At 42.2% G+C, this 21,777-nt stretch carries 28 protein-coding genes and 1 pseudogene; 22 read left to right on the forward strand and 7 right to left on the reverse strand.

Going from position 1 to position 21,777, the window contains the following annotated elements; translation table 11 throughout:
* Window positions 1-15: 15 nt before the first annotated feature.
* The 4 genes from ABXS75_04880 to ABXS75_04895 all read left to right on the forward strand — a co-directional run bounded on the left by ABXS75_04880 (window position 16) and on the right by ABXS75_04895 (window position 1,645).
* On the forward strand, window positions 16-549 hold the full coding sequence (locus tag ABXS75_04880; protein ID XCP86148.1) for an RNA 2'-phosphotransferase: 534 nt from the start codon (window positions 16-18) through the stop codon (window positions 547-549).
* A gap of 183 nt (window positions 550-732) precedes the next feature.
* On the forward strand, window positions 733-969 hold the full coding sequence (locus ABXS75_04885; GenBank protein XCP86149.1) for a DUF3791 domain-containing protein: 237 nt from the start codon (window positions 733-735) through the stop codon (window positions 967-969).
* Window positions 966-1,436, forward strand: coding sequence for a DUF3990 domain-containing protein (locus tag ABXS75_04890; protein XCP86150.1), 471 nt, complete (start codon window positions 966-968; stop codon window positions 1,434-1,436). The genes ABXS75_04885 and ABXS75_04890 overlap by 4 nt, the downstream gene beginning before the upstream one ends.
* Window positions 1,433-1,645 carry a DUF3791 domain-containing protein gene (locus ABXS75_04895; protein XCP86151.1) on the forward strand — a complete coding sequence of 71 codons (213 nt, stop codon included), beginning with the start codon at window positions 1,433-1,435 and terminating at the stop codon, window positions 1,643-1,645. The genes ABXS75_04890 and ABXS75_04895 overlap by 4 nt, the downstream gene beginning before the upstream one ends.
* Window positions 1,646-1,893: 248 nt before the next feature.
* Here ABXS75_04895 and ABXS75_04900 read toward each other — a convergent pair whose 3' ends face one another.
* Entirely contained in the window at window positions 1,894-2,589 is a 696-nt protein-coding gene (locus ABXS75_04900; protein ID XCP86152.1) for a Crp/Fnr family transcriptional regulator, read from the reverse strand.
* A gap of 162 nt (window positions 2,590-2,751) precedes the next feature.
* On the opposite strand from ABXS75_04900, the pseudogene ABXS75_04905 reads away from it, so the two are divergent.
* The 9 genes and pseudogenes from ABXS75_04905 (at window position 2,752) to ABXS75_04945 (ending at window position 9,766) form a co-directional block, all read left to right on the forward strand.
* A pseudogene (locus ABXS75_04905) lies at window positions 2,752-3,603 on the forward strand (DUF3100 domain-containing protein).
* Between the two features lie 24 nt (window positions 3,604-3,627).
* The gene (locus ABXS75_04910) at window positions 3,628-4,050 is read left to right on the forward strand and encodes a hypothetical protein (GenBank protein XCP86153.1); all 423 of its coding nucleotides are present in this window, start codon (window positions 3,628-3,630) and stop codon (window positions 4,048-4,050) included.
* Window positions 4,051-4,171: 121 nt separating this feature from the next.
* The gene (locus ABXS75_04915) at window positions 4,172-5,497 is read left to right on the forward strand and encodes an amidohydrolase family protein (GenBank protein XCP86154.1); all 1,326 of its coding nucleotides are present in this window, start codon (window positions 4,172-4,174) and stop codon (window positions 5,495-5,497) included.
* Window positions 5,494-6,327: a sulfite exporter TauE/SafE family protein gene (locus ABXS75_04920; GenBank protein XCP86155.1), complete on the forward strand. Its 834-nt coding sequence runs from the start codon at window positions 5,494-5,496 to the stop codon at window positions 6,325-6,327. The genes ABXS75_04915 and ABXS75_04920 overlap by 4 nt, the downstream gene beginning before the upstream one ends.
* A gap of 391 nt (window positions 6,328-6,718) precedes the next feature.
* On the forward strand, window positions 6,719-7,312 hold the full coding sequence (locus ABXS75_04925) for a type IV toxin-antitoxin system AbiEi family antitoxin domain-containing protein (GenBank protein ID XCP86156.1): 594 nt from the start codon (window positions 6,719-6,721) through the stop codon (window positions 7,310-7,312).
* Between the two features lie 168 nt (window positions 7,313-7,480).
* A complete protein-coding gene (locus ABXS75_04930) occupies window positions 7,481-7,957 on the forward strand; it encodes a ribonuclease domain-containing protein (protein ID XCP86157.1) in 477 nt (158 codons plus the stop codon).
* A gap of 3 nt (window positions 7,958-7,960) precedes the next feature.
* The gene (locus ABXS75_04935) at window positions 7,961-8,233 is read left to right on the forward strand and encodes a barstar family protein (GenBank protein ID XCP86158.1); all 273 of its coding nucleotides are present in this window, start codon (window positions 7,961-7,963) and stop codon (window positions 8,231-8,233) included.
* A 263-nt stretch (window positions 8,234-8,496) separates the two neighbouring features.
* A complete protein-coding gene (locus ABXS75_04940; GenBank protein ID XCP86159.1) occupies window positions 8,497-9,558 on the forward strand; it encodes a PDDEXK nuclease domain-containing protein in 1,062 nt (353 codons plus the stop codon).
* On the forward strand, window positions 9,548-9,766 hold the full coding sequence (locus ABXS75_04945) for a hypothetical protein (GenBank protein XCP86160.1): 219 nt from the start codon (window positions 9,548-9,550) through the stop codon (window positions 9,764-9,766). The genes ABXS75_04940 and ABXS75_04945 overlap by 11 nt, the downstream gene beginning before the upstream one ends.
* Window positions 9,767-10,690: 924 nt before the next feature.
* Here the strand turns inward: ABXS75_04945 and ABXS75_04950 are convergent.
* Entirely contained in the window at window positions 10,691-10,924 is a 234-nt protein-coding gene (locus tag ABXS75_04950; GenBank protein XCP86161.1) for a hypothetical protein, read from the reverse strand.
* A gap of 537 nt (window positions 10,925-11,461) precedes the next feature.
* Here ABXS75_04950 and ABXS75_04955 point away from each other — a divergent pair.
* From ABXS75_04955 to ABXS75_04975, 5 genes are all read left to right on the forward strand, one after another.
* Window positions 11,462-11,980 carry a DUF6431 domain-containing protein gene (locus ABXS75_04955; GenBank protein ID XCP86162.1) on the forward strand — a complete coding sequence of 173 codons (519 nt, stop codon included), beginning with the start codon at window positions 11,462-11,464 and terminating at the stop codon, window positions 11,978-11,980.
* A gap of 89 nt (window positions 11,981-12,069) precedes the next feature.
* Entirely contained in the window at window positions 12,070-12,786 is a 717-nt protein-coding gene (locus ABXS75_04960) for a DDE-type integrase/transposase/recombinase (GenBank protein XCP86163.1), read from the forward strand.
* Complete coding sequence (locus ABXS75_04965; protein ID XCP86164.1) at window positions 12,755-13,339, forward strand: Mu transposase C-terminal domain-containing protein; 585 nt, start codon at window positions 12,755-12,757, stop codon at window positions 13,337-13,339. Before ABXS75_04960 ends, ABXS75_04965 begins: the two co-directional genes overlap by 32 nt.
* Window positions 13,339-14,145, forward strand: coding sequence for an AAA family ATPase (locus tag ABXS75_04970; GenBank protein ID XCP86165.1), 807 nt, complete (start codon window positions 13,339-13,341; stop codon window positions 14,143-14,145). The genes ABXS75_04965 and ABXS75_04970 overlap by 1 nt, the downstream gene beginning before the upstream one ends.
* Window positions 14,146-14,164: 19 nt before the next feature.
* Window positions 14,165-14,479: a DUF6618 family protein gene (locus ABXS75_04975; GenBank protein ID XCP86166.1), complete on the forward strand. Its 315-nt coding sequence runs from the start codon at window positions 14,165-14,167 to the stop codon at window positions 14,477-14,479.
* Between the two features lie 261 nt (window positions 14,480-14,740).
* Here the strand turns inward: ABXS75_04975 and ABXS75_04980 are convergent, their stop codons facing one another.
* The 5 genes from ABXS75_04980 to ABXS75_05000 form a co-directional block, all read right to left on the reverse strand.
* On the reverse strand, window positions 14,741-15,766 hold the full coding sequence (locus tag ABXS75_04980; protein XCP86167.1) for a tyrosine-type recombinase/integrase: 1,026 nt from the start codon (window positions 15,764-15,766) through the stop codon (window positions 14,741-14,743).
* Entirely contained in the window at window positions 15,756-16,313 is a 558-nt protein-coding gene (locus ABXS75_04985; protein ID XCP87085.1) for a tyrosine-type recombinase/integrase, read from the reverse strand. Before ABXS75_04985 ends, ABXS75_04980 begins: the two co-directional genes overlap by 11 nt.
* On the reverse strand, window positions 16,271-16,720 hold the full coding sequence (locus ABXS75_04990; protein ID XCP86168.1) for a hypothetical protein: 450 nt from the start codon (window positions 16,718-16,720) through the stop codon (window positions 16,271-16,273). The genes ABXS75_04985 and ABXS75_04990 overlap by 43 nt, the downstream gene beginning before the upstream one ends.
* Entirely contained in the window at window positions 16,713-17,915 is a 1,203-nt protein-coding gene (locus tag ABXS75_04995) for a tyrosine-type recombinase/integrase (GenBank protein ID XCP86169.1), read from the reverse strand. Before ABXS75_04995 ends, ABXS75_04990 begins: the two co-directional genes overlap by 8 nt.
* A gap of 596 nt (window positions 17,916-18,511) precedes the next feature.
* A complete protein-coding gene (locus ABXS75_05000) occupies window positions 18,512-18,988 on the reverse strand; it encodes a helix-turn-helix domain-containing protein (GenBank protein XCP86170.1) in 477 nt (158 codons plus the stop codon).
* A 645-nt stretch (window positions 18,989-19,633) separates the two neighbouring features.
* Here ABXS75_05000 and ABXS75_05005 point away from each other — a divergent pair.
* The 4 genes from ABXS75_05005 to ABXS75_05020 all read left to right on the forward strand — a co-directional run bounded on the left by ABXS75_05005 (window position 19,634) and on the right by ABXS75_05020 (window position 21,571).
* Window positions 19,634-20,008: a serine hydrolase domain-containing protein gene (locus ABXS75_05005; protein XCP87086.1), complete on the forward strand. Its 375-nt coding sequence runs from the start codon at window positions 19,634-19,636 to the stop codon at window positions 20,006-20,008.
* 95 nt (window positions 20,009-20,103) lie between these two features.
* Window positions 20,104-20,691, forward strand: coding sequence for a type IV toxin-antitoxin system AbiEi family antitoxin domain-containing protein (locus ABXS75_05010; protein XCP86171.1), 588 nt, complete (start codon window positions 20,104-20,106; stop codon window positions 20,689-20,691).
* Window positions 20,688-20,939: a hypothetical protein gene (locus ABXS75_05015; GenBank protein XCP86172.1), complete on the forward strand. Its 252-nt coding sequence runs from the start codon at window positions 20,688-20,690 to the stop codon at window positions 20,937-20,939. The genes ABXS75_05010 and ABXS75_05015 overlap by 4 nt, the downstream gene beginning before the upstream one ends.
* Entirely contained in the window at window positions 20,936-21,571 is a 636-nt protein-coding gene (locus ABXS75_05020) for a nucleotidyl transferase AbiEii/AbiGii toxin family protein (protein ID XCP86173.1), read from the forward strand. The genes ABXS75_05015 and ABXS75_05020 overlap by 4 nt, the downstream gene beginning before the upstream one ends.
* The last annotated feature ends 206 nt before the right edge of the window (window positions 21,572-21,777 follow it).

Consider the following 21,777-nt stretch of genomic DNA (forward strand, 5'->3'; position numbering starts at 1 on the left):
ATTGGAAGGGATAAAGTGAATTTAACAAGTATAAGCAGATTCATGAGCTTAATCCTACGTCATAAGCCGGAAACAATCGATATCTGCATTGATGAACATGGCTGGGCCAAGGTTGATGAGCTTATTGCAGGAATTGCCAAGACTCATGAATTCAATATGGATATCTTGGAAGAAATTGTCCGAACGGATAACAAGCAGAGATATTCTTTTAATGAAGATAAGACTTTGATCCGAGCGAATCAGGGGCATTCTATTCCTGTTGATGTGGAATTGGACGAGGTTGAGCCACCGGCGGAATTGTGGCATGGAACCGGAGAAAAATATGTTGTATCGATTGACAGGCAGGGACTTATTCCTAAGAGTAGGTTGTATGTGCATCTATCAAAGGATGAGGATACGGCGGTTCATGTTGGAAAGCGTCACGGTAAGCCTGTGATTTATATAGTCAAAGCCGGTGAAATGTATAAGGATGGTTACAAATTTTTCTTATCTAAGAATGGAGTATGGCTTACAAAAAAAGTTCCGGTTCAGTATTTGGTAAAGGAGTAAAGGTGTCCATCAGTGTATGGAATTTACTACAGCACTATTGCACCATTTTGAAAGAGATATTTCGGAGTTTTACTTTGATAATTAACATTTTTTGATTATTCAAAGCACATTTCTGTGGTATTATGATTAAAGAATTGTAGATGCTGAAGTTTTGGCTAAAATAAAGTAAAGGGGCGAAGTGTCATGATAGATGAAACAATCAAAAACTCCAGAGAACTGGAATTTGCCGTGTTTTGTATTGAGAATGTTGCAACGAAGCTCGGCGTAGATGCGGAGCTGGTTTATCGTGCGTTCACAGAGAAAAGCGACATTTTAGGCAGTTATATAGTGCCGGAATATGAAGTTCTGCACACGCAGAGCCGGGAATATATTGTAAATGACCTCCTTGATGTGATGGAAGAAAGGGGGGTGAGGGTATGATCCTATATCATGGTTCCTATCTGGAAATCGCAGAGCCGGATCTGACACATTCCCGCCCTAATGTGGATTTTGGGCGTGGTTTTTATGCCACTCCCCTATATGAGCAAGCAGCGAAATGGTGCGGTAAATTCAAACGCAGAGGAAAAGACGGTATTATATCCCGCTACTTTTTTGATGAAAGCCAGGAAGCTGTTTTGAAAACTCTGAAATTTGATTTTTATTCCGAGGAATGGCTGGATTTTATCCTGAACTGCCGCAGTGGGAAAGATACAACAGATTATGACCTTGTAGTTGGCGGTGTAGCTAACGATAAAGTGTTCAATACAGTTGAATTGTTTTTTGAAGGACTGATTGACAAGAAAGAAGCAATTAAACGCCTACGTTATGAAAAGCCGAACCTGCAAATCTGTTTCCGCACAGAGAAAGCACTGGAACTGCTGCATTTTGAAGGGAGTGAAATGGTATGAAAGCTAATCCGATTTTGCTACAGAAAAAATATAGCCGAGTAATTGCGCGCTTTGCTGAATACCAGGGTATCTCATTGGATGCGGCGTTGGACTTTTTTTATCGCTCAGAGGTTTATCAGTTAATCCGAGATGGTGTTTCTGATATGCACTGTATGAGCGATGCGTATCTTGCGGAGGAATTGAAACAGGAATATCAGGCGAAACAATAGCCATATACGATTGTTGGCGGTGTTCCGGCAAGAGCAATAAGGAAACGTTTTCCAGAAGAAACCATTTCTGCATTATTAGAAATTCAGTGGTGGAACTGGACTGAGGAAAAAATTGCAAGAAATATTAGTGCTATACAGAGCGGAAATATTGAACAGTTAAAACAATCCATGGAAATGGAGATGATGAGGCGATAAAAAATTGGCAGCCGCTGTATCGGCTGCCGGTTCTTCTTTCATGAAAACCATGTCTATTTTACATAGTAAGCGATTTCTTTTCCGGCCCGCTGGTATTGTTCCAGAGTAAATGTGACTTTGCCTTTATATGTATCCAGAAGGTGGTCGCCTTTTAATTTGGCGATGGTGCGGTTGATGGTCTTCACAGTCATCCCCAGCTCTTCCCGTATTTCCTCCCGTGTTTTGCGCAAAGTGACGGTCCCTGTTTTTTTGATGTGATGGGCATCGGCATATTTCAGCAGATAATCCAGAAACAGAAAATTAGGTGGATAGAACAATTTTGCACCTCTGTTATAAGAGGAGCGGTAAAGTTTAAAGGCAATTACCTGGGTGATCAGCCGGAGAAAATGCAGATCTCTGGAAATCCACATTTCAAAATCCGCTCTTGAGATCATAAAAACCACACACTCCGTCAGCGTTTCGATGGTGACAGAGGTCTTTTCCATTCCTGCCAGAATGGTTACTTCCCCGATAAAATTGATTGCTTCGTTTTTTTCGATCATAAAGACATTGCCGTTTTCGAATTCATTGATGACACGGTGGTCCCCATGACAGATGATTCCAAAATAATCCAGCGGATAATCCTTCTGATGAATGATATATCCGGGGGGAAAGGTCCGGATCGTATAACGGGATTTCAGTTCTTCGGGCATAAAACGGAAATAAGGTTCTGCATCGGGATATGCCTCCAGAAGTTCTTCCAATATCATAATCTCTATCCTCCATCCATTCATTGCTTTTTAAAATTATATAACATTTTTTGACAAAATAACAGAGAAAAGCCCTTTTGTCCTTTTTTTTTCGAGGACGAATCCGCTAAAATACAAAAAAATAGTTTCTTTTTGAGAGGAAAGAGCAAAAGGAGGATATCTATGAAACAAGAAAAATTTATGTATACCGGTCTTGGAGAACGGTTTCGGATGGAATGGAAAATCTATTTGGCTGCATTCCTGTTTATTGTGGTCGCAGATTCCATTGGACAGATTAAAATCCCCATCGGACCCGGAATGCTGATTTGGTTTCCCATTTTTTATTCAATTTTCATGGGAATTCTGTCAGGGCCTCAGATACTGAAGGTTTTCCAGAAAAAAGAAGTAAGAGCGGCATCAAAGCTGGTAATCGTCTGTATCTGTCCGTTTATTGCCAAGCTTGGCATCAATGCAGGTGCAAGTATAGAAACGGTCATTTCCGCAGGTCCGGCGCTGCTTTTGCAGGAATTCGGAAATCTTGGAACGATTTTTCTTTCTCTTCCTTTAGCTCTTTTGTTTGGGCTGAAAAGAGAAGCAATCGGTGCCTGTCATTCCATTAACAGAGAAACAAACCTTGCACTGATGTAGGATATGTTCGGGCCGGATTCTCCGGAGGCGAGAGGAAGCCTTTCAATTTATATTATCGGCGGCATGGTGGGAACCATTTTCTTTGGATTTATGGCAACGGTGATTGCAGCAACAGGCTGGTTCCATCCTTACGCACTTGGTATGGCTTCCGGAGTTGGAGCGGGAATCATGATGGCTTCCGCAACGGCAAGTCTTTCGGAGATGTTTCCGGCGATGGCGGAGGAAATTTCTGCACTGGCAAGCGCAAGTGAGACAATTTCCGGAATTGACGGGATTTATATGGCAATTTTTGTGGGAATTCCCCTGTGTAACTGGCTGTACCGGGTACTGGAACCAAAACTCGGGCCGATTCATGACAGATTAGCAAAGAAAAAGGAGGCAAAATAGCATGAGATATATAGAGTGGGGGCCATGTTTATTGTGGCAGGGCTTGGTATTGCCCTTGCAAATTTTGTAGGATTCCAGGTAGGATTTTTGGATTCTCTGCCCGGAATTGTGATTCTGCTTCTGATTTCTCTGGCTTCCGTAGCTTTGAGCAAGCTTATTCCGGTAAAGCTTCCGGTGATCGCTTACTGTTCCCTTTTGGGGCTGTTTCTGGCATGTCCGCTTTCGCCGGTGCGTGAATTTGTGATAGAATCTGCCGGAAAGATCAACTTTACTGCACCTCTTACTATGGTAGGCGCTTTTGCAGGAATCTCTATCAGCGACCAGTTGAAAGAGTTTGCACGGCAGGGCTGGAAAATGGTGGTGATCGCATGTCTTGTAATGGTAGGAACCTTTGTATGCTCTGCTGTTATTGCCAATGTGACTTTATCATTGACACATGCAATTTAATTCGGTAGAGTATGTAAGATGTTAATTTAGCGGATTATATGAGGTATTGATTCCGCGGAACATATGAGATGTCAATTTTGTTGAATATATGCGACTTGACTATTCGGAGATGAAAAGAGGTATGAAAAAAGCTTGTGATTGTATGATTATACACGCATCCTGTCTTACAGAACAGATGACAGTGGAGGACCGACAGGCTATTGTGCTTAAGGACGGCATGATTTTGGATATTCTTCCGGTAAAGGAAGCAGAAGAAGCCTATGAAGCCGCCATACAAGTAGATGGAAGCCAAAAGCTGTGGATGCCGGGGCTGATAGATTGCCACATGCATACAGGCCAGCAGCTTTTAAAGGGCAGAATACTGGATGAGCTTCCTATGATCTGGACGAGGATCATGCTTCCCTTTGAAAGTACGCTGACGCCGGAAAAAATGCAGTTCAGCGCAGAGCTTGCCGCACTGGAAATGATTGAAAACGGTACGACTGGATTTGTGGATGCAGGAGGATATTTTATGGAAGAGGCCGGGAGAGTATATGAAGCTTCCGGGCTTCGGGGTGCATTATCCCATTCCACTATGGACCAGGGAAATTTCCCGGACTCCATCCGGCAGACGGCTGCCCAGGCACTGGAAACGACAGATGCACTGTATGAGGAATTTCACGGAAAAGGAAATCTTCGGGTGTTTTATTCGTTGAGGGCCATCATGAACTGTTCACAGGAGCTGATCCGGGGGGCTGCAGAGCGGGCCGGGGAGAAAGGAACCTGTATACAGGCCCACATGAATGAATATGCGGGAGAAGTCAATTATACATTGGAAAAATACAGGATGCGCCCTGTGGAGTATCTGGATTCGCTGGGAATCCTGCAGGAAAATTTTGTGGCGGCCCATGGAATTATGCTTTCTGCCAGGGAACAGGAAATTCTGGCGCAGCGTCATGCCAAGGTGGTACACTGTCCTTTCAGCAACTGTGGAAAAGGGGTTCCGGATACGCCATCTCTTCTTGAGAGGGGAATTTGTGTCGGACTTGGGACAGACGGGGCAGCCCATGGAGGGTTGAGCCTGTGGAATAAGATGAAAATATTCCGTTCCGTCATGAATGCGGTATGGGGAACACGTTATGCGGATCCTGAGATCATGCCGGCGGCTTCCATTTTCGGAATGGTTTTTACAGGAGGAGGCAGAATCCTGGATCAGGAGGGGAAGCTTGGCTGCCTGAAGCCGGGATACCGGGCTGACCTTATTTCAATAGACTGGAATCAGCCGCACCTGTTGCTTACCGGAAATCGTGTCCATACACTTTTGGAATGTGTGAATGGCAGTGATGTGGCAGACAGTATGGTAAACGGAAGATTTTTGATGAAAGACCGGGAAGTCCTCACAATGGACAGAGAAAAAATTCTCTGGAAGGCGAAGAAATACATGGAAACGGAGGAAATACCATCATGAGCGGACTGATGGAAGGTGGGGCGGTTGTTCTTTTGGTGATTGCCGCTGCTAACGGGGTGATTGGTGGATTGATCGGTATCTGCGGAATTGCGGGATTTTTGCTTCCTATGCTGTATACAGGGGTGCTTGGATATTCCGTGGAGCAGTCGCTGGCATTCAGCTTTCTGGCTTTTCTGGTATCCGGCATCCTTGGCTCGGTAAACTATAAGAAGGCAGGAAATCTGGATATCCCCATGTCGGTGCGCATAGGGATGGGGAGCTTTGCAGGGGCTGTGGCAGGAGTGTTTCTGCAGGCCATGATCTCCAAATCCGCAGCAAAGACCATCCTGTATCTGGTCGTGTTGCTCTCCGGGATTTCTATTCTATGCAGGATGTGGAATGAGAAAAGGCAAACGGATGCTGCAGTGGGAGAGAATGGCGCAGCAGGAGAGAATGCTGTGGAAGAATCTAACATGGAGGAACGAGGAGGTCTGATGGAAAAAACCTGGTTTTTGCCGCTCTTGGGCGCTGTGACAGGTGCCATCTGTTCTCTGTCAGGAGCCGGAGGCCCGGTTCTTGTAATGCCTCTTTTGATTACTTTTGGCGTATCCGCAAGGCTGGCAGTGGGCGTGTCCCTGTTTGATTCTGTGTTTATTGCGATCCCTGCCTGTGTGGGGTATTTGTCAAGAATTGATATTGGAAGTGTGTGGGTGATTTTACTGATCGTGCTTGTGGCACATGGTGCCGGCGTCCTGGCAGGAAGCCGGATGGCGGGAAAAGTACCGGTAACAGGTTTAAAAATTTTTGTTGCGGTATTTTCTGTTTTTATTTCTATTTATATGCTTTTGTGAATCAATGGTAGTTAGTTAAGTTCAAGGCTTGGATTCATGGTAGGGGGCTAGCCTGTTTTTTCGATAATTTCAAGAAATGTATTGACATAGACATCAAAATGTGTGGCCGCCCTCGTTACTGATTGGTTTTAAAGGTAACGAGGGCGGCCCTTTAGTCATAATATTGCTTTTGATCAAAGAAGCAGCTCCTTGGCTGCAACCTCTCAAAAGAGGGGGCATTATTTAAAGGATAATAATTATGAATGTAATAAAAAGTGTTTGTTTGCTAAGCGGATATATGCAGATTCTGCATGGATAGTGAGTTCATTATGTATAAAGCATAGAAGTGAGAGTTGACTTTTGTATCGAAATAAAGTATGATATTGATATAAAAGTTAACTGGAGGCGCAATATGGAAGTGAACCCGATTCTTATGAACGCACTGAAAGAAAATCGTAACCAAATTACTACGGCGCAGATTCAGAAACTTGGGTTTTCAAGGACAATGCTCCTTAAATATGTAGAAAATGGATTGTTAGTGCGGGTTGGGCGTGGAGTTTATACATTGCCTGATTCGGTGGTTGATGATATGTATCTTTTACAACGGCGGTCAGATAAAATTATTTTTTCTCATGATACGGCGCTTTTTTTAAATCATTTATCTGACCGGACGCCGTTCATTCATTCTATCACCATTCCAAGTAATGCATCTGTTTCCAGAGAATTAAAGGAAGAATGTATCTGTTATTATATAAAACCAGAGCTTCATTTGTTAGGAGTGGAAGAAAAAGAAACTACTTTTGGGAATTCAGTTCGCTGCTATAATCCAGAACGGACTTTGTGTGATTTCCTACGAAGCCGTAACCGCTGTGACGAGGAGATGGTTTTAAATGCAATAAAAAATTATGCGGCTTATAAGAAAAAAGATTTAAACCGTCTTGCTGAATATGCTGATGCATTTCGAGTCAGCAAAATATTGAGAAAGTATATGGAGGTGCTGCTATGAGCGCAAAGGCCATGAGTTTAAAAGGCGGATTAAAAATTATGCAAAAAGCAATAACGTAGCAGCACAGGAAGTTCTGCAAAATTATATGTTTGAAAGATTTTTATAAGATTTTGGAACAAAAAAACAGGTAGTTTTTGACACTACCTGTAGGTGAATGGAGGAACAGATATGAGACAAAAATTAAACGCACTGCTAATTCCGTTTTTATGTATTGTTTTACTTTTCGGAGCATGTTCTCCAGATGAAAAGGTACGAACGGATGCATCGGAAAAAGCAGCAGGGGACGGTACTCAAATCGAGGAAACCGGGGAGTATACATCGAAAGAAGAGGTTGCGGCGTATTTACATGAATACGGACATCTTCCGGGTAATTTTATAACGAAGGAAGAAGCGAAGAAATTAGGATGGGTAAGCAGTGAAGGGAATCTGGGGGAAGTCGCGCCGGGGAAAAGTATCGGCGGAGATCATTTCGGAAATTACGAAGGACAGCTTCCGGAGGAACAAGGGCGGAAATACTATGAATGTGATGTTGATGGTGATGGAGGATACCGGAGTGGGAAACGGATTGTATATTCCAATGACGGACTGATTTATTATACGGAAGATCACTATGAATCATTTGAGTTGTTATATGGGGAGGAATAGCGCGTGAAGGTAGTATTAGATGCAAAAAAAATGCCGGAGAAGAAAGCAACTCATGCATATTTACAGGAGAAGTTGAAGCTTCCGAGTTATTATGGTGGAAATCTGGATGCATTATATGATTGTCTGACGGAACTGAACGAAACAGAAATTGTTATTATAAATAGAAATGTGGGGGGAGAATATTTCGGAAGAATCTGTAAGGTTTTCCAACATGCATGCGAAGATAATGAGAAACTTCAAGTGTTTTTTGAGGAGCAGGATGCTCTATCATTATGATTATCACAGACGAAATGCAACTCTGCAAATTGCAGTAAATTTGAGCAGAATACAATATTTCAGGAGAAGTTTCATTTGTGATAAAAATATTAATGGTCTGCCACGGCAATATCTTGAAAAATTCAGAAAAAGCCTGTAAAATCAATGATTTCACGACAGGGAAGGCAGTTACTACACCACGACTACACCATTTTTGTAAGAGCCTTAATGTGACAGGAAAAGCAAGTTAAAATATATTTATTATGAGAAATCGAGGTGATATAATGGTGAATCATTTGAAGCCATACCAATCAGTTATTACAGAAATTAAAAGTATTATTTCTTCTGGGCAAGAAACAGCCTATAGTGCCTCCAGCAAGGCAATGCTACTTACCTATTGGAATATCGGGAAACGAATTGTAGAACAGGAACTGGGAGGCAGTGAACGCGCAGAGTACGGCAGAGGTTTGATTTCTGCATTGGCAGAAGATTTGACAAAGGAATTCGGCAAAAATTATTCTAAAAGGAATTTGCACTATTACATCAAATTTTATCAGTGTTTTCCCGATGAGCAGATTGTGAACGCATGCGTTCACAATCTTAACTGGACACATATTAGGAGTCTTCTTCGTGTTCCAGATGAAAATGCACGTTATTGGTATATGAAGGAAGCTGTTGACGAGAATTGGAGTTCAAGAACTTTAGACCGTAATATTAGTACGCAATATTATTATCGCCTTCTTCAGGCACCCACAAAAAATGCTGTAATTGAAGAAATGAAACAGAAAACCGCAGAATTTCAGAAAAATCAATTTGAACTAATTAAAAGTCCAGTGATTGCAGAATTTCTTGGTTTCAGAAATGAGGATACTTACTTAGAGGGAGATTTAGAATCTGCTATTCTTTCACATATTAGAGATTTTTTGATGGAATTGGGTAGGGGATTTGCGTTTGTGGCTCGTCAGCAGCATATTGTAACGGAAACTTCAGATTACTATTTGGATCTCGTTTTTTATAATATCGAACTTAAATGTTATGTACTCATCGATTTAAAGATGGGGAAGATTACACATCAGGATGTAGGTCAGATTGATATGTATGTACGCATGTATGATGATTTAAAGCGAGGGCAAGGAGATAATCCCACTATAGGGATTCTATTGTGTTCAGAAACTGATGAGGATATTGCCAGATACTCGGTGCTGCATGATAATGACAGACTGTTTATGTCAAAATATCTGACTTATTTGCCTACGAAAGAGCAGTTAAAAATAGAGATTGATCGACAGAAAGAAATTTTTTCTATGCAGCATCCAGCCATACATGTAGAAGGTGTTGACGATTGAACTGAAACTTGTATCCCGGATACTTGGAAACTCATCAACACAGACTACCAGGATTTACGCATCCTCGTCGATAGAAATGATGAGGGAGGCTATGGACGCGGCCTCTGGAACCATATCGGATGAAGAACCAGAATGGCCGGATGATAATGAAGCAATGGATCTGGACGCCAAATGCCTGTTCGGTCTTATCGAAAGGAAAAGAACGTAATAACCTGGATGCTCTTGCTAACAAAGAATACAAGTTTGTTGATGACAAGATTGACGCAGATATTTGATAGTAGTAACACACCCCGGTTTCGACTACGTTTTTACTACGATTGATGTCCTGGGCTTGCCTCGTTTTGCCGCATTTTGCTTATTGTGTGACAGATTTAACAATCTCACAGACGAAATGCAACTCGGCAAACTGTGGCAAATCGGGGCAGAATACGGCATTTTAGGAGGATTTTCGTTTATGATAAAAGTACTTTTCGTTTGCCACGGCAGGATTTACCAGGTACGATGAAGGGATTATAAATCAAAGATTTTCTGTGTTTCTTGCTCAATTTTACCAATGATTTACCAATATTTCTAGAGAGTCAGACTTGCAGATATAAAACCAGAATGAGAGACTTTAGTTTACTACACCGTATGCCGATGAATAGGTGCAAATTTGAATAGTATAGAATAAAAGATGTAAAAAGCCGAGCTACCAAGGCATGTTAAAAAAGAATTTAGATATGATAATTTTAGGACCTCATTGGGAATTTGCTCAATGAGGCCTTTTGTATTGGGAACGGAAATGTTGAATAATTATATATAAAAGAAAAAATATGCAAAATTGAATTGCGCTAAGAATATTAAATCATGTTTTTGAATATAATAAGTAAAATAAAGCTAACTTGAAATTTTAAATTCCAGTGCAAAGTTAAATTCCACAAGGCTTTAAAATTTTTAGTTTTTATAATCTTTTTTGAGTAAAAAAACTTGATATCTGTTATAATTAACTCAACTTCTCAAAAAATTCTTCATTTTTGGGCATGGCAAACGGGCCACTGAGATTCAGTGTGCGGGACTGAATTCCACCGGCCACATTTTAAAAATGTGAAAAGTTTACTTCCAGTCCGACAGCAGATTTTTTTGAATAGTTGCTTTAGTGTTTATGGCGGATCAGCTTAGGTGTCAGATTGACCTGGTCAGGGTCAATCGGTCTAAGCTGAAGCGTCTTTAAGGTTTCTTTGCCAAGTGTTTCCAATGCCATACTATACGGCGTCTTTCCGCCAAGGATTTCCCGCGGTGTCGAATTGATATGGTTCACAATCAGGTTTATATCCCATTGTGTGAGAAATTCAAAACTGGTTCCTTTAGGAAGCACCATACGAAGCATGGTGTGAGCCTGTTCAAGGCCTCCTTTTTGACCGCGCTGCATGGGATCGCAGTAATAAATGCTCGAACGTTGTATGCTGTTTATACCAGTTTCTAACGCAGCCGGATTTCCGAACTCAGAGCCTCGGTCGGTGTTATACCTAATTCGTGATAACACCGATTATACCGAAGAAAATACTATACCGAAGATTTTATTGTCAGCCAGCAAATTAAAGTTCCTGTCTCCTGCACAAATACAGCAAATTAAAATCTCAACATTTAATTATTATCTATGTCAGCGTGCAGTAAAAAACAGCACACTTTTATCTTGACCATCCTGCTCTATTCCAGTATAGTTTTTATGGAACAAAAAAGAGAAAGAACAGCCCCTCCTACAGTTCGTTCTTTCTCTCATACACCAGCATACCTGCCATATACGGGATCATGTCCCACTCATGAGGCTTTGGCATCACTGACATTTATTATGATAAGAAATAATTCCCTGTTTTGCAAGTTAATTCGTATAAAATCTTCATCAAAAAAGCTTTTTGACTCCTTCATGGACGGTTTCCGGCCTGAACTACAGACCTGCCCCTGTTGTGGGGCAAAGGGAGCTTGTTCCGTCCATGCCTATTATGAACGTTCCCTGGCTGATTTCGTTGGTGGAAAGCCTGTCTGGCACAGCCTCTGTATCCTGCGCCTTGTCTGTTCCTGCGGCCATACCCATGCCATCCTTCCGGATTTCATCATCCCTTATTCCTCCTACGGCCTTTTCTTTATCCTCCGTGTCCTGGCGGAATATTTCCTTCGGCTTGCTTCCGTAGAAAAAATCTGCGCACGCTTCTGTATTAACCAAAACCAGCTCTACCATTGGCTTTCCCTGTTCAAAAAGCAGAAGGAAGAGTGGCTGGGCCTTCTCTCTTCCAGGGAGTCCTCCGGCCTCTCTTTCCTGAAAGGCCTTTTTCGGATGCCCGCTTATTCCGGCTTTGCATCCGGTTTTGTCCGCCGCTTCTCTGTCTCCTTCCTCCAGTCCCACAGAAATCCGGCGGCTTACTGCCAACAGCAGTTCGGCCCCTGAACCGTTTCCCAGACACCACATAACACAGGGATGGTCTCCAGGCTGTTCTTCCTATATGCTGATAGAAAACAGTAAAGGAGGATTTTTTTATGCATTACAACACCAAAAACTTTTCAGACGCATCTGCTATGGCACAGTTCCGGCTCGCACTCATTGCACCGGTCATCCATGGCCTTTATCCGGATGCGTCCAGAAACGCCTATTACCAGCGGGTAACGGAAAAACCCCTCACCCTGCCTGACGGCTCTGTATTCCAGTACAGCCCCAAGACCCTCAGCAAGTGGGCCTCTCTTTACCAGAATGGCGGCATTGACGCGCTCATGCCCCGGGAACGTTCCGACAAAGGCTCCACACGCGCCTTGCCGGACACGGCCATTGAAGAGATCTACCGGCTGAAAGAGGCTTTCCCACGCTTAAACGCAACCCAGATCCACCGCCATCTTGTGGAGGAAGCTTTTATCCCCGCCTCTGTCAGCGTCTGCGCCGTCCAGCGCTTCGTGAAAAAGCATGACCTGAAGTCGGCGCGCAATCCATCTATGAGGGACAGGAAAGCTTTTGAGGAAGATGCCTTTGGGAAAATGTGGCAGGCGGATACCTGTTACCTCCCTTATATCACGGAAGGCGGGCAGCGCAGGAGGGTTTACTGCATTATGATCATTGATGACCACTCGCGTTTCCTGGTGGGCGGCGGCCTTTTTTATAACGATAACGCCTATAACTTCCAGAAAGTTTTAAAAAACGCAGTTGCCTCCCACGGCATTCCGGCGAAACTCTATGTCGACAATGGCTGCCGACTACTCAAATGAACAGCTCTCCCTGATCTGCGGCTCCATCGGCACGGTCCTCCTTCATACAAAAGTGCGGGACGGCGCCAGCAAGGCCAAGATCGAACGCCAGTTCAGGACATTCAAGGAGACCTGGCTTTATACGCTGGACATGGATTCCATCACGTCCCTGGCACAGTTCAATTCCCTCCTGCGGGACTATATCCGCACCTACAATACTTCCATGCATTCCGGCATCGGCTGTACCCCCATGGAACGTTACCAGAAGACGCGCTGTGCCATACAGATGCCAAAGTCCAGGGAATGGCTGGAGGAATGTTTCTTAAACCGCATCAACAGGAAGGTGAATAAGGATTCCACTGTCTCCATCGACAAGGTCTCCTATGACGTCCCCATGCAGTTCATCTCATCCAAAGTTGAGATCCGCTTCCTTCCCGACGATATGTCCTCTGCCTACATCCTTTATGAGGGGGAGCATTATCCCATCCGGCCGACAGATAAAAATGAAAACTGCAGGACAAAACGTAACAACACCCCTTCTATTGATTATTCAAAGATAGGAGGTGCCTGCTGATGTTCCGCACTTACTATGGGCTGGCCTTCAACCCTTTTGACAAACAGATGGCCTCTGAGAAGGACCGTTTCCTCTCGAAAGACATCTCGGAGATGCTCTCACGGCTGGACTACCTCAAGGATACCAGGGGCATCGGGCTGTTCACCGCACGCCCCGGCATGGGCAAGTCCTTCGCACTGCGCTGTTTTGCCAAAAGCCTGAACCCGAATCTTTACCACATGGAGTATCTCTGCCTCTCTACCGTCAGTGTCATGGAGTTCTACCGCCAGTTCTGTTCTACGCTTGGTATAGAACCCAAAGGCGGCAAACCCGGCATGTTCCGGGCGATCCAGGAGCAGGTCCTCTATCTCTACCGTGAAAAGAAGCAGCCCCTCCTCCTTGCCATCGATGAGGCACAGTATCTCTCTACCGGCATTCTGGAGGATATCAAGATGCTCATGAATTACGGCTATGATTCCCTCAACTGCTTTACTCTCATACTCTGTGGGGAGCCCCATCTGAACAATACGCTCAAAAAGCCCGTCCATGAGGCACTGCGGCAGCGTGTTACCGTCCACTATAACTTCTCCGGGCTCTCCGATTCGGAAGTCGGGCAGTATGTCCTCCACAAGATCGCCTGTGCTGGCGGAGCTTCCTCCATTATTGACCATGCAGCCCTGTGTGCTGTCCACAGCCACTCCCAGGGCAGTCCCAGGCTTGTTGATAACCTGATGACCAACGCGCTGACACTTGGGGCACAGATGGAAAAGAAGGTCATTGATACAGAGGTCATCCTGGCTTCCGTCAGCAGCCAGAACCTCGGCTAAGGAAGGAGGGGTACTGTTTATGGAATACACCTGTATTCTCAGGCACGGTTCACGGAAAGAATGCTGGACTGGAAAACTTACGCTGCTGCGGAAACTTCCCGGCCAGTACGAAGCAGAAATCAGCGGGAGAGGGACTTACTTCCACATCCTTGCCGGGCGGCATAAATATGGGAATTACCTGTGCATCCCCAACCATGATATCGGGTGCGAATTATCTGATTTCTCCGATATCTTCTGGAACGAAGAAAGGCTCCGCAGTCTGATGCGGAAGGTAGACGCAGTAACCGTGGCCACCGCCCTGGTGTATCTGCCTGCCCTGGCTGATAATATTTGAAAGATTACGAATTTTACATGGGCTGTGGATCCCACAATGGATTCCACAGCTCTTTGTATTTCAGAGCAGTCTCCCTGTTGCCAACAGCGTGCCGCGTTTTTGATAGAAGAATGCATTTGCAGGTTGCACTGCGCAGTCAACGGGATAAAAATCAGAAAAATAATTCGCCGTTTATGTCTCCTTCAATTTGCCGTCCAACAATTTTATTAACTGCTTTATATATGAGGATAAATATTTTTTCTTCGGCATAGTATTTTAAGCCTAATCTAATGAATACAGCAGTTTCTTTACATCATCCTTTTTCCAAAGTTTTTCCTCTTTATCCAATGTAGGCGCTGCTTTATTCATGGCATCTGACATCATCTCAAGAGTTGCAAATGCATAAAACCCTGAGGTAGTTGACATACTTTCATGTCCAAGCAGCTGCATTATAAATGGTAACGGAACACCATTCTTATATAAATCCATCGCCTTTGTTTTTCGAAACATATGGCAATGAACCCTTTCAGGAACAGCTTCACACGTTGCTCGGGCTTTATCTGCAGCTGTTTTTAAGACCAAACTTATGCTATCTGTTGATAATCTATGTGGCTTTCCGTCAAGTAAACTATAAAACAGAGGGAACTCATCCATTTCAGGATGATACTCTTTTAAATATTCATTCAGATGTTGAACCGTCTTATTCTGTAGTGGAACATTTCTGCTTTTTCTCCCTTTTCCAATAAGTGTAACAAACGGATTCTTTTCCCTTAAATGTAATGATGAGATATTCATATCCGCAAGCTCCTGAACTCGTGCACCAGTGTCATAAAGCATTATTAACAGCATTCTATTTCTACGATGCTTTGCCGTAGTTGTATCATAAGCAGCCAGTATTGCTGCTGTAGCTTCCGGTTGAAGATAAACTATTGGTTTTTTTTCTTCTTTTACTTTCTTTATAGAACAGACTTCTGTATATACCCCTCGGAGTTCAAAATCCTCTTCACTACTGTATTTGAAAAATGATCTAATTGCTGTAAGCCGAAGATTTATTGTTTTTGCAGAGCAATTCTTCCCAGTAAGCCAGGCTATATATTTCTTGATATTGTCTCTTGTAAAAGAGTCAAAGTTCACTTTTTCATTTGCGATTCCTTTTTCTGATTCAAGGAACTCTAGATATACCTTAAGTGACTGCTTGTATGCTTCAACAGATTTATCAGAAAGATTTCTTGTTACAGGCATGTAATCATGAAGATATCGTCTTGCAAGTAGCCAAAAATCAGCCGTTTTCTTTCGTTTATACTTCATAGATTTCCACCTCCGGTATTAATTCTTCAGTGGAAACAGTTAATTTCGCATACTTCGGAAAGAAGTCAGGAACCAAATGAATATAGTAGTAAGTACTGTCCAAAGTCGTGTGCCCCATATATCTCATTAGATAAGGCAGCATTGCATGGATATCTTTTCCTTCATCTGACCATTTCATGATGTTTGCGCATGCAAAGTGATGTCTAAAATCATAGGCTCTAGGCTTTACTTTGCCATCACGCTTCAATCCTGCTGATAACCATATATTTCTAAAGTTTGCTGATAAAGCAGTCGTTGAGCATATCCCTCCAGCACCTCCTGGGAAAAAGTATTCCCTATCTGGGAAGCACTTACTTATAGCAGCATCATATCTTTTTAAATAATCTATTAACTCATCAGACAAGTACAAACGTCTGTCTCTATGCGCCTTGGATTGAAGGATATCAACATATCCGTCATCAAGATGAACCTCTGAACATTTAAGATTTCTAGCTTCTCTGCATCTTACTCCACAACAATAAAGAAATCTGTATAAGGCTGGAAGAATGTATGGCCTGCCATTTGCTTTATAACGAAGTACAAAACGATCGCATTCTTCAAAAAAAGCTTGATTTCTTCTTCGCTAAGCAGGTAGACTTCGGCATGATATTTTTGAATCTTATATCTATCATCAAGTATGTATGCATCTTCATATCCAATGCTGCACAGATATCTTCCGAATTCCCTTATGGGAGAAATCCAGCTTCGGTCAGTAGTAATACTTTTTTCTGCCTGTTGATTGGCCCATCCTTCCGCGGTTTCTCGAGTAAGAACATCAACATTAGCGTGACACGCATTGTATTTATCCAGTTGTTCCAGGTAAAATCTGCCCGTATCATATTTAAAGCCCAATGCATGCTTAAACTCAAAGAAGTCTTCAATCAGTGGTTTTAGATTGCTTGTAAAATCATTCATGGTACACCTCCTTGGATATACCATCCATAGAGAGAACACACCCCTTAAGCCGTTCTATGTCTGTTGTTATATAAATATCTGTTGTGTCAGGTGTTGCATGACCAAGTATTGCTGCAATCGTTTCAATGGGAACTTCATTTTTGACCATTGTGGAAGCTGCATTATGTCTCAACATATGCATTCCAGACATTCTGTTATCTTTATTAATACCTGCAATTCTAAAAACTTTACTGACAACAGAATGACATGCAGCATGGTCGGCGAATGGCACATATGGAGCAAAGGATCTTAGGAATAAATAATGACTATCTACCCTAGGTCTTTCTTCTGTGATGTATTTAAAAAGCGCATTGCCTACTCGTTCAGTAAGTGGAAGACAAACAACATTTCCTGTTTTACTTTGTTTGAACTGTATTGTTTCATTATTCCAGCCTATATCAGACAACTGCAGCTTTATCAAGTCGCCAGCGCGAATACCGCACGATAGACCAACTATAACGATAGCTGCATCTCTTAATGATATATTTCTTTCAGCAATACAATCATATATTTTCTGCAATTCAGTATCGGAAAGCACTGGAAGTATCTTTTTAATCCGGGGAGCATGTATTCCTGCAATAGCATTGTATAAATCAAGTCTCGCTAAGTATCGAAAAATACCTCTCAGTTCGCATAGCATCTCACGTTGGCGGCTTGTTTTGGTCGCTTTTATGTATTCCATGATTAATACTGGTGACAACTGTTCAATATCGGTTATTCTTTTACTATTTAAAAACTGTAAAAGACAGTACATTCCATACTCATAAAAATGCCTTGTGTTAGCATTATCATAGATCCTCAAAAGATAATCCTGATATTCTATATAAATCTTCTGATGGTTCTCATTGTCTGGAACAATTCGTCCTTTCTTCATAAGTGAAAAATCAAATGTTCCAGTAGAAAAGTATGAATCAATTAAACGATAAAATCTTCCCTGTGTATGGTAGCGGTTGTTACTGAACTTGCCAGTTTTCTTGCTGATTACATCATCTGCATAAGCCTTACCTATTTCACTGCTATACAAGGAAACATCTCGCTCTTCACAGAACTGCTTGAATCGTCGTATCACCCCTTCATAATTAAATATGGTTGATTCGTTGTACCCCTCTACACGTAATGCATTTATACATGCAGAACAAACATCATCAATTGTCATACTTGAAGTACCTCCTTTATTCTTTGTACTTCAAGTATAAACACTATGCCGAAAAATGAATAAACAACCTTTTACATAAAGCAGTTAATAAAATCTTCGGTATAGTATTTTCTTCGGTATAATCGGTCAGGATATATTCAAATGCGGAAGCGAATTCAAAGGTCCCCATGCGTTTTTCCAGACGGTCAAATACAAGGCGGACAGCACCCTCTGTACAACGGTTCATGAGAAAAGCAAGGAATAGCTTTTCTTTTGTGAAAAACATGGTTAACAGGGTTTTCTTTGACTCTCTTGAAGAATGGACGGTATCCATCTCAACATAGGAGGAGAGGTTTAGGTTACAGAAACCACTGTATAACCTGTTGATAAAAATAGTCCGGTTGGTGATCTGCGTTTTGTGGCATTTTCTGGGCTTGAAACGAACTTTCCGTTTTAGGTCCATGTTCCGGGCAGTGAATAGTCCCTTATCCAGATAAGAATACATGGTGCGGACAGACATATCTAATTCAGGGTGATTGACCAAAATATGATAAGGGACTGTCCCTGTTCGATTAATGGAGAGATAATCTTATCCTTTTGATGCAGTTCCTGTTTAGTCATGTTGATTCCAACCCTGGAATCCCGGAGTTTTTCGCGATACTTCCTGTCTGCAAAGCGGGCGTTGTAAAGATATTTGTGTGCAATGGTGCAATGGTTGATTTTTTTCGAACAGCCATTACAAACGTAAGGGGTCTTTTCCAGTCTGCTGCAAAGTTCTTTCTCAAAGTCTTTGCAAGTCTGGTTACAAGTGGGGCAGAAGCACACTTAATGCCGCACAGAACGATCTTTCCACAGGCATTGGTTTTCTTACAGTGATAACGGTGGATACAGAAGTTGTGGGCATTATAAAAGGTTCCTATATGATACCAGTCAGAGAGACGGTGTGCCTTTACTTCTTTTGATATCGTAGTTGGATCTTTGCAAAGGAAGCGGGCAATATCTTTAAAAGAGGTTCCTTTGTTTAATTCATTTTCAATATAGATACGGTTATCAAGAGTAAGGTGTTTTTGGTTTCCAGGTATATATTTACTCATAATAGTGCTCCTTCTACTGCTGTCAGAAGGAAATATAAGGATATCATTTTTATGTGAAAGAGTAAATATCAACTGTGCTGGAGTAAATTCCCCTCTTCATTGGAGGAGTGGAATTTAAAATTTCATTTTTCATCATCGTTAAAAGGTTCCACACACCTTCAAAAAACACCCCGTCTGTGCTAAAATATCAGAGTAGTAAAAGTCCTCGATTTCTACTACGTTTTTACTACTACACAAGGCTTTAACTTGCATTATTTTGGCTCATTTTGCTAAAAATGTAGATTTCTTAACAAACAGGAAGATTGGCGAAAAAGTTGCTAAAACTGGGCAAAATAGGGCAATGTAGAGCAATTCGGAAAGGGAAAATACATGATAAAAATACTCTTTATCTGCCACGGCAGGATTTACGAGACATGAGAAAAGTGTTGAAAATTAAGCACTTCCTGTGTTTCTTGCTTGAGTTTACCAATGATTTACCAATATTTCTGGAGGGTCGGACTTGCTAAGTAATAAAATATTATGTTTTGTAATGACAATAATTCTATGTTTAGCTTTTTGCGGGGAGATAGTTCTGGCAACCGAAAAAAGTGTAGATTATGAAGCAATTAGCGCACAAATTGCGAGGGACGTTGAGAAAATCATATTCTGGGAATGGCTGTATGTGTCGTGGATAAGGATGGAGTTATACTTGAAGAAACATATGGAAATTGTATCAGTGTAGAACAACCATTTATTATTGGTTCTATGAGCAAATTTTTTACTGCAATATCAATTATGCAACTTCAAGAGCAAGGAAGAATTGATTTGGATGCTTCAATTTCTCAATATCGCGTTATGCAAGTCATGTCATTCAAGCATACACGCGAAGAGAGGGGACTATTGGGAAAACTGCCGCGGATAGGAGTGGTGAAATCTCTATACGTAAGGCTTCCAGGGAACGGCGCGGGGGTCACGCGTGCAAAATCGCGAAATGAAAGACGGGGGGGATGGAGTTGTATGTTCACTTCAGATTTCGATTGACAAACAGCCGGTTTGATTGTAATATTTAATTTAAATTCCGCAGAACAATAAAATGCCGAAAATAAATTAAATAAAATGAAATCGAGGTGGAAAAGATGGCAGGTACAGCAGTTCTTCCTGAAGATCAGAAGATCTTTTCCATGCAGGAGCTTAAGAGCAGAGGCTTCTCACAGTATAAGGTCAGTAAGCTGGTCAGCGAAGGAAAGCTTATAAAACTGAATAAGAGCTATTACGAGAACGCAGAGTATCGTGGAGAGGAATCAGACTTTTATTATGCAGAGGCCTATGCGCCGAAAGGCGTAATCTGTCTGCTCAGTGCAGCAGTCTATTATCATCTGACGACATTCATTCCGGATGCAGTTGATGTTGCCATTCCGAGGAAGGCAAAGATATCTACTATGCCGGATTGGCCGCAGATGAATGTCCATCATTATACAGATGACAGACATGAGATGGGAGTCACAACGGTCAAGGAAGGTAAGAATGAGTTCCAGATCTACGATATGGAAAAGACTGTCGTGGATATCGTGTTTTACAGAGAGAAGGTTGGGATAGAAGAAACCAAGGAAATCCTTGTGACCTATCTGCAACGGAAGGATCGGAATCTGAACCGGCTTCTGAAATATGCAGAACGGATGAAATGCGATAAAGTGATGAGACAATATCTGGAGGTGCTCATATGATAAGTGCGATATCAGTAAAAGACAGACTGAAGAATCAGGCTGTTGCAAACGGAAAGACGTTTCAGGAAGCACTGACGGCGTATGGGTTGGAAAGAACCGTATACAGACTGTCGGTGTCAGAATATGTGGAGCGTTTTACTCTGAAGGGCGGTATATTCCTGTATGCTCTTTTTGAAGGTGAATTTGCAAGAGCACAAGAGACATTGATCTTCTGGCAAGAAACATGCCGAATAATGTGGAGGATATGAAGAAAGTATTTGAAAACATATTCTCCATCGAGTGCGATGATGCTTTGCGGTATGACTTGGGCACGCTGAATGTAAAGGATATAACAGAATTCAAGGAATATCACGGCATAAGTGTGTCCATTATGGCATATTTGAACAGGACAAAAGTTCCGGTATCTATTGATATCGGGTTTGGTGACGTCGTTTATCCGGACAGAGTGAAGATGGATTTTCCGGTGCTGCTCGATATGGAAGTGCCCGAGATTTATGCGTATTCGATCTCTTCGGTAATCTCTGAGAAGTTTGAAGCAATCGTTTCCTTGGGAGACGCCAACAGCAGATATAAAGACTTCTATGATATCTACATACTTGCTGATAGGTATGATCTTGATGGAGGAGAACTGAAGGAAGCTGTCAAAGAAACTTTTGAACACAGAGGCACCGGATTCGATGATATATTTGCTTTCACGGATGATTTCATAACAAGCGAGATTCATCAAAGCAGGTGGAAGGCATTTTTGAAAAAGAAAAAGGCACTGGTGAAGGCAGAACTGGTTGATGTGGTAAATATGCTGCGAACATTACTGTTGCCGATTGTTGACAATATAACCGATGATCAGGAATATGCCGCAAAGTGGGAGCATGAATTCTGAAGCTGGAAGTAGAAAACAATAAGTTGATCAATTGTATACGAATTGAGGGAGTGGAACGAAACATAAAGAGGTAGTTTTATAAACAAAGAAGTAATTTTGTCAAAAAGCAGGAAGGAGTTTTGGTTATGATTAGAGTACTTTTTTGCTGTCATGGCAGGATTTACCAGGTGTGATAATAAAGCCAGTAAATTAAGTATTTCCTGTGT

It is taken from the genome of Roseburia hominis (genome assembly GCA_040702975.1).
GTDB classification, from domain to species: Bacteria; Bacillota; Clostridia; order Lachnospirales; family Lachnospiraceae; genus Allocoprococcus; species Allocoprococcus hominis_A.